At 61.1% G+C, this 12,142-nt stretch carries 9 protein-coding genes and 1 tRNA gene; 3 read left to right on the top strand and 7 right to left on the bottom strand.

Annotated elements, in window-relative coordinates:
* The first annotated feature begins 7 nt into the window (after nucleotides 1–7).
* A complete protein-coding gene (locus J2X71_RS21660; RefSeq protein ID WP_310384813.1) occupies nucleotides 8–319 on the top strand; it encodes a hypothetical protein in 312 nt (103 codons plus the stop codon).
* Between the two features lie 113 nt (nucleotides 320–432).
* Here the strand turns inward: J2X71_RS21660 and J2X71_RS21655 are convergent.
* Together J2X71_RS21655 and J2X71_RS21650 are read right to left on the bottom strand one after the other, a co-directional pair.
* A tRNA-Leu gene (locus tag J2X71_RS21655) sits at nucleotides 433–517 on the bottom strand.
* 85 nt (nucleotides 518–602) lie between these two features.
* The gene (locus J2X71_RS21650) at nucleotides 603–1,898 is read right to left on the bottom strand and encodes an MFS transporter (protein WP_310384811.1); all 1,296 of its coding nucleotides are present in this window, start codon (nucleotides 1,896–1,898) and stop codon (nucleotides 603–605) included.
* Nucleotides 1,899–2,024: 126 nt separating this feature from the next.
* On the opposite strand from J2X71_RS21650, the gene J2X71_RS21645 reads away from it, so the two are divergent.
* A complete protein-coding gene (locus J2X71_RS21645) occupies nucleotides 2,025–2,597 on the top strand; it encodes a TetR/AcrR family transcriptional regulator (protein WP_310384809.1) in 573 nt (190 codons plus the stop codon).
* 58 nt (nucleotides 2,598–2,655) lie between these two features.
* Here J2X71_RS21645 and J2X71_RS21640 read toward each other — a convergent pair whose 3' ends face one another.
* Nucleotides 2,656–3,450, bottom strand: coding sequence for a class I SAM-dependent methyltransferase (locus J2X71_RS21640; protein ID WP_310384807.1), 795 nt, complete (start codon nucleotides 3,448–3,450; stop codon nucleotides 2,656–2,658).
* Between the two features lie 247 nt (nucleotides 3,451–3,697).
* Nucleotides 3,698–4,678: an aldo/keto reductase gene (locus J2X71_RS21635; RefSeq protein WP_310384805.1), complete on the bottom strand. Its 981-nt coding sequence runs from the start codon at nucleotides 4,676–4,678 to the stop codon at nucleotides 3,698–3,700.
* Between the two features lie 223 nt (nucleotides 4,679–4,901).
* Between J2X71_RS21635 and J2X71_RS21630 the strand changes: the two genes are divergently transcribed.
* Nucleotides 4,902–6,539, top strand: coding sequence for an AMP-binding protein (locus J2X71_RS21630; RefSeq protein ID WP_310384803.1), 1,638 nt, complete (start codon nucleotides 4,902–4,904; stop codon nucleotides 6,537–6,539).
* Here J2X71_RS21630 and J2X71_RS21625 read toward each other — a convergent pair.
* From J2X71_RS21625 to secA, 3 genes are all read right to left on the bottom strand, one after another.
* Nucleotides 6,536–7,813, bottom strand: coding sequence for a GNAT family N-acetyltransferase (locus J2X71_RS21625; protein ID WP_310384801.1), 1,278 nt, complete (start codon nucleotides 7,811–7,813; stop codon nucleotides 6,536–6,538). The two genes, J2X71_RS21630 and J2X71_RS21625, sit on opposite strands and share 4 nt — an antisense overlap.
* A complete protein-coding gene (locus J2X71_RS21620) occupies nucleotides 7,814–9,229 on the bottom strand; it encodes an oligosaccharide flippase family protein (RefSeq protein WP_310384799.1) in 1,416 nt (471 codons plus the stop codon).
* A gap of 157 nt (nucleotides 9,230–9,386) precedes the next feature.
* Nucleotides 9,387–12,104 (bottom strand): preprotein translocase subunit SecA, encoded by a 2,718-nt coding sequence (gene secA, locus J2X71_RS21615; protein ID WP_310384797.1) that lies wholly within the window; start codon nucleotides 12,102–12,104, stop codon nucleotides 9,387–9,389.
* Nucleotides 12,105–12,142 lie beyond the last annotated feature (38 nt).

Here is a 12,142-nt window from a genome sequence, read left to right as displayed (position 1 = left end):
AAGAGATATGCGAATGATCATCATCAACTGTGCGATCGCTGCCCTTGCCCTTGCCCTTGGCTCGGCTGCAGCGCCTGCAATGGCAGACAGCGTGACGGTCACACGCGAGCGCGCCTATGACGGTTATGACCGCTACGACCGTTATGACCATGACCGGGTTCGGCCCGGCGTTACCATCAGTGATCGCGGCATCACGTTTGGCGCGGTGCGCGAACGGGATCGCTGGCGCGATCGGGACCGTGACCGCTGCGTCACCCGCAGCGTGACCCGTCAGACCGATGAAGGCACTGTCACAAAAACGGTCAGACGGTGTGATTGAACAGCCGGCTGAGGGGCCGGCACTCCACTCCGCCGGGACTTCAGCCGCCGAGGCTCATGCCCTCGCCCTTCGGGGCGTGGGCGAAGTCTAAAATCCATTTATTCAGAGATATTTGGTGCCCCATGCCGGGGTCGAACCAGCACTTCTTTCGAAACTCGATTTTGAGTCGAGCGCGTCTACCAATTCCGCCAATGGGGCAGCGAAATACGAGGCGGCTGTCTAACATGCGTTCGCCCGCGCGTGCAAGACGGCGGGCGAAGTTTTGGCGTTTGGAAATCGAGGTTTAGTGGGCGACTGCCTCACTCGGCGCGCTGAGCCCGGATTTCTTCAGCGTAATCGCCAGAACCGAGGCCAGCAGGCAGAAGGCGCCGGCAATGAAGAAGGCCGGCAGGTAGCTTTCCAGCGCCGTGCGCGACAGGCCGGCACCGTAGGCCGCGGTGGCAGCACCAAGCTGGTGCCCGGCGAAGACCCAGCCGAAGACGAGGCCGGCTTTTTCACGGCCGAAGCGGTCGGCGGCGATCTTGACGGTCGGTGGCACGGTGGCGATCCAGTCCAGGCCATAGAAGACGGCGAAGATCGACAGGCCGTAGAAGCTGAAATCGCTGAAAGGCAGGAAGAGCAGCGAGAGGCCGCGCAGGCCGTAATACCAGAAGAGCAGCCAGCGATTGTCGAAGCGGTCAGAGAGCCAGCCGGAGCCGATCGTGCCGAAGAAATCGAAGATGCCCATGACGGCGAGAACGCTGGCGGCTGCGACCGGCATGATTCCAAAATCGCCACAGAGTGTGACGAAATGTGTCTGGATGAGGCCGTTGGTGCTGAGCCCGCAGATGAAGAAGGTGGCAAACAGGATCCAGAAGGTCGAGGTCGTCGAAATGTCCCTGAGAACTGTGATCGGCGTTGCAAGCGCTGCGCCGAGCGTGCCGCGGGCGGGGGCCGGGGCAACCTGTGTTTCGCCGACCGAGGGCAGGTTTACGTCCGAGGGGCGGTCACGCATGAAGAGCAGCACGAGAAGAGCGGCGACCATAATCATGGCGCAGACGAAGAAGACGGTGGCGCGCCAGCCGTAGCGTTCGGTCAGCTCCGCCATCAGCGGCAGGAAAACGAGCTGGCCGGTTGCCGAACTTGCCGAGAGCATGCCGACGACAAGGCCGCGGTGCTTGACGAACCAGCGTGTGGAAACCGTGGCTGCCAGCACCATGGCCGTCAGCCCCGTGCCGAAGCCGACGACGATGCCCCAGAGCGCCAGCAGATGCCAAAGCTTGGTCATGAACAGCGAGCCGACGAAGCCCGCGCCGATGAGGGCCAGCGCAAAGACGATGACCTTGCGGATGCCGAAATAGTTCATGAAGGCGGCCGCAAACGGTCCCATCAGGCCGAAGAGGATGAGGCGGATGGCAAGGGCGGAGGAAATCTGCGAGGTTTCCCAGCCGAATTCGTCCTGCAGCGGCTTGATGAGGACACCCGGCGCGCCCATTGCGCCGGCGGTTACCAGCATGGTCAGGAAGGTGGCGGCGACGACAACCCATCCATAGTGAATGTTTCGCCGGGCAAGGGATGATGCAAGGACTGCAGAGACCATGGGCAAATTCCGTTTATGACGTGAGGACCATATACAAGACCGCTTTACATGACGGCCATCATATTTGTTGCGTATTGATGATGGACATCATATAAATTGTCAAGCGACCATTTCCGGAGATGAAAAATGCGGGTCAGCCGCGAGAAATTTGCAGAAAACCGCGAGAAGATCCTGACGGCGGCCAGCGTGCTCTTCCGCGAGAATGGGTTCGATGGCGTCGGCGTCGCCGACATCATGAAGGCTGCAGGCCTTACGCATGGCGGTTTTTACGGCCATTTCGAATCGAAGGACGACCTTGCTCTGGAGGTCAGCCGCAAGCTGATCGAGCGTGTGGAAGAACGTTGGCGTGAGCTGATCGCCGCTGAACCAGACAAGCCGCTTCAGGCGCTGCTCGATCATTACATCCATTGGCGCACGGTTGATGATCCCGGCGGAAGCTGCGTATTCGCCTCCTTGATCCAGGAGGTCAGCCGCAGCGAAGGTGCGGTTCGTGCGACCTTCAGCGAGGGGTTGTCCACGCTGGTCGATGTGCTGAAGGAGGTGGTGCCGGGTACGACCGAGGAAGAGCGCCGCGCCAATGCGACGTCGACGCTTTCATCGATGATGGGGGCCGTCATTCTTGCCCGCGCGGTCGAGGATCGGGCGCTTGCCGAGCAGTTTCTGGTCACGATGCGCCGCAAGCTCGACCCGCTGCAGTAATCCCAAAGCATTCACGCAACTCCGGGCGCAAAACCGCTACGCGCTTTACTGGAATTGCTCAGTCGCGGAAGGCGATCATCGCATGGCCTTCGACGATTTCGGTGAAGGTGCCGTCCGGTGACAGGGCGGCGAGCTCGCTGCGGAAGGCTGCCTCGAATTCCTCTGTCCTTTCACCCAGCACCTGTGGAGAGGTGACGGACATGGAGAAGGCGCGGCCGATGATATCCTCCGTCCCGATTACCCGTTCGTTGACGATGCCGATGCGTTCGAGATTGCGGAAGGGGGAGCGCAGCAGGACCGCCTCATGCGGTCCGAATTCCGGCGCGCGGCGTAGTTTACGCTCGGCGCTTTTTTCCGGCGAATAGGTCTCCGACAGCTGATGCAGTACGTCACGCCAATCCGGTGTCGCTGCGATATGCCTGTCGGAGAAGAGAACGACAGCTCCGCCCGGCGCGATGAGCTCGTCGAGCGCTGCCAGCGTCGCCGGGCGGTCCATCCAATGGAAGGAGCGGCCCAGGACAGCAAGTTTCAGCGGGGCCAGATCCGGGTTGAGATCGTAAGAGGAGCCCTGGATGAGCCTCATGTTCACGGCGGTTTCGGCCGCATTTTCGCGCGCGGCATCCAGCATTTCCGGCTCGGGATCGACCCCGATCACATCAGCGCCAGCGAGGCGTGCGAAGGCGACGCCGAGCGGTCCTGGTCCGCAGCCGAGATCGAGCACACGATCGCCGGATTTCAGGCTGGTGCGTTCGGCGACGCGTTCGATCAGCCTGTCCGGATAAGGGACACGGAAGCGGTTGTAGTAGAGGGCAGTGGTACGAAAGCGCCGGGCTTCGAAAGGAACGATAGTCATGCGGACGGTCCTCTGTTTGCCGCAACCGCTAAGGCTCGACTGTGACCGGCTTGTGATGGTTTCTTGGATCGCGCACGCGTGGCCTCGAAAGAGGCGACGTTTTCGGCCACCCAACGCCAGAGCGGCATGATCTGTTTCAATAGATCGCGGCCGAGCTCACACAACGGGCACCCGCCCGGAAATCCCGATATTTGGAAAGGAATGAGCCTCCCTCCACATTGGCGGGGGGAGGCTGTCACGCGACGGCTTATTTGAAGCCCGCGACGTTGTGCGGGATGTAGGGTGCTTCGAGTGCGGCGATATCATCGGCGCTGAGTTTCACTGTCAGCGCGCCGACGGCGTCCGTCAGGTGTTGCGCCTTGGAAGCGCCGATGATCGGGGCAGTAATGGCGCTCTTCTGCAGGATCCAGGCGGTGGCGACCTGCGCGCGGGAAGCGCCATGGGCCTTGGCGATTTCGGCAACCTTCTCGACGATCTTGCGATCGGCGTCTTCGGCCTGCTTATAGAGCGTCTTGCCGAATTCATCGGTCTCGCTGCGGTTGGTCTTCTCATCCCAGTCACGGGTCAGGCGGCCGCGGGCAAGCGGGCTCCAGGGAATGACGGCAATCTTCTGGTCCTCGCAGAAAGGCAACATTTCGCGTTCTTCCTCCCGGTACAGCAGGTTTACGTGGTCCTGCATGCTGACGAATTCCGTCCAGCCATTGAGGCGCGAGGTGTAGAGCGCCTTGGCGAACTGCCAGGAATACATGGAGGAAGCGCCGATATAACGCGCCTTGCCTGATTTCACGATGTCATGAAGGGCTTCCAGCGTTTCTTCGATCGGTGTCGTATAGTCCCAGCGGTGGATCTGATAGAGGTCGACGTAGTCAGTGCCGAGGCGGCGCAGGCTGTTGTCTATTTCGTCGAAGATCGCCTTGCGCGACAGGCCGGCGCCATTCGGCCCGGGCCGCATGCGGTTGAAGACCTTGGTCGCGAGTACGATATCCTCGCGCTTGGCGAAATCCTTGATGGCGCGGCCGACGATCTCCTCGGAGGAACCATTGGAATAGGTGTTGGCCGTGTCGAGGAAATTGATACCGAGATCGATCGCCTGTTTGAGGAGCGCGCGGCTTTCCTCTTCCGGCAGGCTCCAGGCGTGGTTTCCGCGGTTGGGATCGCCATAGGTCATGCAGCCGAGGCAGATCTTCGAGACTTCGAGACCGGTCTTCCCGAGTTTTACATATTCCATGAAAGTGCTCCGCGATGAATTTCAGCGACTCCCCAGGCGCATGCACATGATGTAGCGCAGAAATCGCCGAAGTCTCAGCGAGCCTGACGGAGAATGTGTTTTGCAGTTAGCGCAATAATACCTGATGAGCGGGCGGAATGTCGTCTTATCCTTGCGGATTACACCGCTTGCGCATTCGGTCGGTGAGGTGTTAGCTGGTGCAGCATTTTACCGGATCATGCCCATGCAACTGCCGCCCGGCGATCGATACGACACGCTCTACCGCGATTTCTCCTGGCAGATATCAGAGGATTTCAATATCGGCCGCGCCGTCTGCGACGATTGGGCCGCGCTTGATCCTGATCGCGTCTGCCTCGAACATTTCAGTCCCGACAGTCACCATCTGTCATTGACCTATGGCGAGCTTGCCGCCCGCTCCTCATCCTTCGCCAATGCGCTTTCAGCACTTGGTATCGGCCGGGGAGAGCGTGTAGCGCTGCTCCTGCCGCAATCCTTCGAGACGGTCATTTCGCATGTGGCTATCTACAAGATGGGCGCAATCGCGCTGCCGCTCGCGTTGCTTTTCGGTGTCGAGGCGCTGGAGTACCGGCTGAAGGCCGCAGGTGCGACAGCCGTCGTCACCAATGGTTTCGGGCTTGGACGCATCAACCAGATCCGCGACCGACTGCCTGACGTCAAACATGTCATCAGCGTCGATGGGGCCTCTGCAAGCACGCTCGGCTTTGCCGATCTGGTTTCCGCCCATTCTCCCACTTTCGAGATTGCGCAGTCAGGCCCCGACGAGCCAGCGCTGATGATCTTCACGTCGGGCACGACGGGGCCGCCGAAGGGCGCGCTGCATGGCCACCGTGTTCTCGCCGGTCATATTCCCGGCATGCAGTTTGCCCATGAGGGTTTCCCGCAGGCCGGAGACAAGGTCTGGACGCCGTCTGACTGGGCATGGGCCGGCGGGCTGCTCAATGCGCTGCTGCCGAGCCTGCTGCTCGGCGTGCCTGTCGTTTCCTCGCCGGCGCAGAAATTCGATGCGGACATGGCCTATCGCATCATGGCCGAAATGAAGGTGCGTAATGCCTTCATTCCGCCGACGGCACTCCGGCTCCTGAAATCCGTCGAGGAGCCGCGTTCGAAATACGATCTCGTGCTGCGCACCATCGGTTCGGCAGGTGAATCCCTGGGGCGCGAAACCTATGAGTGGGTGCGCCGTACGCTCGGCATTACCGTCAATGAATTTTACGGGCAGACGGAGTGCAATTTCGTGCTGTCTTCGAGCGCTGCCTTCGGGGTGACGAAGGCCGGCGCAATCGGGCGCGCTTCGCCCGGCCACAGGGTGGCTGTTGTCAGCGACGAGGGCGACGAACTGCCGGTCGGCGAGCAGGGGCAGATCGCTATCTCCAGTCCCGATCCGGTGATGTTCCTCGGCTACTGGAACGACCCCGATGCGACCAGCAGGAAGTACGCCAAGGGATGGATGCTGACTGGTGATATCGGCCGGCAGGATGCGGAGGGCTACGTCACCTTTGCCGGCCGTGACGACGACGTCATCACCTCGTCCGGGTACCGCATAGGGCCGGCGGAGATCGAGGACTGTCTCGTCGGCCATACGGCCGTGCAGCTTGCCGCTGCCGTCGGCAAGCCAGATGCGCTGCGTACGGAGATCGTCAAGGCCTATATCGTTCTTGCGCCAGGCTACAGCCCGAGTGCGGAGCTGGCAGCGGAAATCCGGGACTGGGTGAAAACCCGGCTTTCGATGCACGAATATCCGCGCGAGGTCGAATTCGTCGATGCGCTGCCGCTGACAACCACAGGCAAGGTCATCCGCCGGCTGTTACGGGAAAAGGCTGCGGCGGAAGCTGAAAACTAACCCCGGCCGGCAAGCGACATGATCTTCTCGCGGAGCATCTTCGCCATGTTGCGGGTACTGCGGTACATGTGAAGCTGGGCCGCGACCTGTCGCATGTCGCGGTCGCCGTTCTGGGTGAGGCCGATCACCAACGTGCCCATCTCCTCGCGTTCCTGCCAGAAGCGGCTCATGATCGGATGATCGGAGACGGCGCAGGAATCCGAGCGCACGACATTGGCATCGTCGAGATGCCATTCGGTCAATTCGCTCATCAACAGCTTGCCCGGCGAATAGCGGGAGTAGTTTTCGTCATAGGCGGTCTTCCAGGTATAGGCCTCGCCGCCCATCATAAGCACGACCACGGCGGCGATCGCCTTGCCGTTAATGTCGATCGTGTGGATGCGCACGGCATCGACTTCCGCCAGATTGGAGACGGCCTCGCGGGCGAAGGCGGTGTGATAGCGGTCGGTCACCAGCGCGCTGCGGCGCTTGCCCTTCCAGCCGCCGGCTTCCAGCGCCAGGAATTCCTCGAAACGCATGTGGATTTCGCGCGGCTGGCGGGCGACGGTGTGGACGACATTGCCGAGCTCTTCGAGCAGCCGCCACTGGCGGCGCATCTCGCGCTGGTGAGAGGAAGATACGGTGCGGCCGAGATAAACCATGGCATCGTCATCACTCTGCAGCATCGGCCGCTCATAGGGATTGGCGACGGTCAGCGGTAGGTTGCGGCTGAGCGCCACGGCCTTTGCCATGCGCACGAAGATGCCGTTCAGCCGGACGTCAGGCAGCACCAGTGTGCCCGGCAGGCCGAGGTCCGGCGTGATCAGGCCTTCGAAGAGGTTGTCCAGCGTCTCCGCCGCATCCTCGGCGTCGACCAAGGGGGTACCGAGCGGACCGAAGCTGTTTGCCCAGCCGCGGATGATCGACGGGCCGACGGCGAAACCGGGTTTGTCGACAGAGAAGGGCATGAGCAGGCGCATGCGGCTGCGATGTTCGTTCTCGTCGCGGATGATCGCGAAATTGACCTGCCGGTCTTCCAGCCGCGGCATGGCAGGCGCCAGGAAACGGCCGCTGAAGAAGACGTTCGGCTCCATCGCACGGTTGGAGAGGAAGTCCAATTCTTCCTGCAGATCGTAACCCAGCTTACCGGGGTAAAGGCAGAGCTCGCGCCCCAGCCGGCCGATTTCGATCCGTGCTTCGGCCTGCGGGGCTTCGAACTTGAGAGCGGCAAGATCGTGAACCATGCGGTTCGCGTCACTGTCGGTGCTCTCGGTGATGGGTGGTACACGCACCATCTATCGGGCTCTCATTTCTGGCGTTGCGGCGGAAGGGGTTGCGAAGGCGAAAAGCGTAAAGCCGAGTGCGCGGCGCACGAAGACATGCAGCAGGATCGCTTCCACGGCCATTGCGGAGGCCGTGGCGATCGCCGTGCCGACGATGCCGTAGTGCGGGATCAGCAGGATATTGAGGCCGACATTGGCGGCGAGCGCTCCAGCGTAAAGGGCGACGCAGAGGTTCTGCTTGCCTGCCATCATCAGCAGCGTCTCGGCGGGACCGACCAGAGCCTTGGTGAGGATCCCGGCCAGCAGGATCGCCATCAGCATATAACCGGCCGTGAATGCGCCGCCGAAAAGCGACAGCAGCAGATGCCCGGCCGCCAGGACCGCGAGACCGACGGCGAGGGCGGGCCAGAAGGTCCAGCGGGCAGCATCGATAGCCGCAACCGCGAGATCGGCCCGGTTGCCTTCGGCGATAATCGAGGAGAAGCGCGGGCCGGAGGCAGCTTTCACCGAGAAATTGATGAAATGCACCAGAGCCATGGTCTTGGCCGCTGCAAAATAGATCGCGACGTCATGCGGCTCCAGGAAGATGCCAACGATCACGACATCGGAATTGGTCAGCAGGAAGCTCACGCCCTCGATCAGGAAGATCGGGAAGGCAACGCCCAGCCATTCCACGAAATCCACCTTGCGGGGGCCGGCATCGTAGTGCTTGCGCATCCGGTAGACCGTGGCGGCATATTGGCCGAGGGCGGTGACGAAGGTTGCCGCGAGGGCTGCCTGCATGGCGGTGACTGCCGTGTGCGGTGCGCCGAAGAAGATCGCAGTCAGCATGAAAAAGATGATGAGGATCGGCCTGACAATATAGACCGGGCTGAGTGCCATGACGGGCCAATGATTGGCCCGTGACGTGCCTTCAAGGATATCGCCGAGCGCGATCATCGGCATGGCCATGAGGCCGAGGAAGATCGGCACCAGATAATAGCTCTCGATTCTGTCGCCGAAGAAATGCAGACCGAACATGCCGGCGATGAGAACGGTCGTACCCGAGAGCAGCGCGAAAACGCGCGCGGTGCCGGTGAGGCCACGGATTTCGGCGAAGGCGCCGGCGGCGCGATATTGCGGCAGGAAGCGGACGATCGCGGTGTGGAAACCGAGGCAGGAAAGATCACCGCAGAGGACGACCAGCACCCACACGAAGACGAAGATGCCGTATTCATATTCGCCCATCAGCCGGGCGAGCACGATTTGCGACAGGAAGGCGAGGGCTGCGCTCAGGATGCGGATCGAGAAAGCGATCAACGCCATGCGCTGTGCGGCTGCCTTGTCGCCCCGTTCGGTCAGCACGGCGGCGAGCATACGCAGCACGCGGCCGGCGATCGGCCGCAGCCCCGCGGGCAGCATTTTTTCCGCTGTTTCTATGACCGCCATTTTAACACGCAAAACTCTAAGGGCAGGGCATTCGCACCGGCAAGTCTTGCCAGATCAGAGTTAAGAAACGGTATGCCCAACGAGGCGGCATTGCCTGCCACTGTGATCCATAATTGGGCGGAAATACCAAGAAAAATGGCGCCCGAAGGCGCCATTCTCAGACCTGTTCGAAAGCACCATGGCAGTGCTTGTATTTTTTGCCCGAGCCGCAGGGGCAGGCCTCGTTACGGCCGACCTTACCCCAGGTCGATGGATCGTTGGGGTTGCGGTTTTCCGGCGGGACGGTGACTTCAAGCGCCTGATAGGTCGTATTTGTAAACTCATCCTCGCCGGTCGTCGGATCGAGGTGATGGGCCTGCATGACAGGCGGTTCCGGCTGCGGCGGAGCCTGCTGCACCAGCTCGACGCGCATAAGCTGTGCCGTGACGGCCTGACGCAGGTTGTTGAGCAGCGCCTGGAAGAGCTCGAAGGCTTCCGACTTGTATTCCTGCAGCGGATCGCGCTGGGCGTAACCGCGGAAGCCGATGACGGAACGCAGATGGTCGAGGTTGACGATGTGCTCGCGCCACAGATGATCGAGCGTCTGCATGACAACCTGGCGCTCGACATAGTGCATGATATCGGGACCGAAGCGCTCGACCTTCTCGTTGAAGGCGGCGTTGGTGGCTTCCGTCAGGCGTTCGCGGATATCGTCTTCGCCAATGCCTTCTTCCTTCACCCAGTCCTCGATCGGAAGGTCGAGGTTGAGGATGTTGGCGGCCTGCGTCTTCAGGCCGACGGCATCCCACTGCTCGGCGTAAGCGCGTTCCGGAATGTGAGTCGTGACCAGATCGTCGACCACTTCGCGACGCATGTCGGATACAGTCTCGGAAATATTCGGCGCTTCCATCATCTCGACACGCTGTTCGAAGATGACTTTGCGCTGGTCGTTCAGAACGTCGTCGTACTTCAGAAGGTTCTTGCGGATGTCGAAGTTGCGAGCTTCGACCTTCTTTTGCGCGCGTTCCAGAGCCTTGTTGATCCAGGGATGGACGATCGCCTCACCCTCCTTGAGACCCAGCTTCTGCAGCATGCTGTCCATGCGGTCGGAGCCGAAGATGCGCATCAGGTCATCCTGAAGCGACAGGTAGAACTTGGAGCGGCCGGGGTCACCCTGACGGCCGGAACGGCCGCGCAGCTGGTTGTCGATGCGGCGGCTTTCATGGCGCTCAGTGGCGATGACGTAGAGACCGCCTGCCGCAAGCGCCTTTTCCTTGAGTGCCCTGATTTCTTCGCGGATCGCCGCGACCTTTGCGTCGCGCTCCGGGCCTGGCTCGACTTCGGCAAGCTCATGGTCGATGCGCATGTCGAGGTTGCCGCCGAGCTGGATGTCGGTACCGCGGCCGGCCATGTTGGTGGCGATTGTCACGGCGCCCGGCACACCAGCCTGGGAAACGATATAGGCTTCCTGCTCGTGATAGCGGGCGTTCAGAACCTGGAAGTTGGAGAAGCCCTGCTTGCGCATCAGCTCCGCCAGAGACTCCGACTTCTCGATCGAGGTCGTGCCGACGAGCACCGGCTGGCCGCGCTTGTGGGCGTCCAGGATCTCGGTGATGATCGCCTTGTACTTCTCCTCGACGGTCCGGTAGACTTCGTCGTCTTCGTCGATACGCAGGATTGGCAGGTTGGTCGGCACCTCGAGAACGTCGAGATTGTAGATGTTGCCGAATTCTTCCGCTTCCGTCTGGGCCGTGCCGGTCATGCCGGCAAGCTTGTTGTACATGCGGAAGTAGTTCTGGAAGGTGATCGAGGCCAGCGTCTGGTTTTCCGGCTGGATCTGCACCTTTTCCTTGGCTTCCAGCGCCTGGTGCTGACCTTCCGAGTAGCGGCGGCCTGGCATCATGCGGCCGGTGAATTCGTCGATGATGACGATTTCGCCGTTGCGGACGATGTAGTCCTTGTCGCGCTGGAACAGCTTGTGGGCCTTCAGCGCATTGTTGATGTGATGAACGATCGCGACATTCTCGATGTCGTAGAGCGAGGCGCCCTTCAGGAGGCCGGCCTGCTTCAGCAGGTTTTCCAGCTTCTCCGTGCCGACTTCGGAGAAGTTTGCCGAACGTTGCTTTTCATCGATCTCATAGTCTTCCGGCGTCAGCAGCGGAATGTAGGTGTCGATGGTGTTGTAGAGGTCGGAGCGGTCGTCGAGCGGGCCGGAGATGATGAGCGGCGTGCGCGCTTCATCGACCAGGATCGAGTCCACTTCGTCGACGATCGCGAAGTTATGGCCGCGCTGCACCATCTGGTTCGTCTCGTATTTCATATTATCGCGCAGATAATCGAAGCCGAGTTCGTTGTTAGTCGCGTACGTGATGTCGCAGGCATAGGCGTCGCGTCGCTCCTCGTCGGAAAGGCCGTGGACGATGACGCCAGTGGTCAGGCCGAGGAAGCCGTAGAGGCGGCCCATGTTCGCAGCGTCACGCTGTGCGAGGTAGTCGTTGACAGTGACGACATGCACGCCCTTGCCGGCAAGCGCGTTCAGATAGACCGGCAGGGTAGCGACGAGCGTCTTGCCTTCGCCGGTCTTCATTTCGGCGATGGCGTTGGAATGCAGGATCATGCCGCCGACGAGCTGTACGTCAAAAGGTCGCATGCCGAGGACGCGGCGGGAGGCTTCGCGCACGACCGCGAAGGCCGGGATCAGGATATCGTCCAGCGTTTTGCCTTCTGCGAGGAGCGCGCGGAACTCCACCGTCTTTGCGGCAAGCTGCTCGTCCGTCAGCGCCTTGGTCTTCTCCTCAATAGAGTTGATTGCGGCGACGTTCGGCTGGAAGGACCGCACGCGGCGATCGTTGGCTGAGCCAAATAACTTGCGGGCAATACCGCCAAAGCTGACCATATGACTGGTCCTTTCTGAATATTCTTCCCCGACGTTTC

The sequence above is a fragment of the Rhizobium sp. 1399 genome (assembly GCF_031455475.1).
Taxonomy (GTDB): domain Bacteria; phylum Pseudomonadota; class Alphaproteobacteria; order Rhizobiales; family Rhizobiaceae; genus Rhizobium.
The sequence above is the reverse complement of the archived record's forward strand: the minus strand, read 5'-3'. Positions and strand labels throughout refer to the sequence as shown.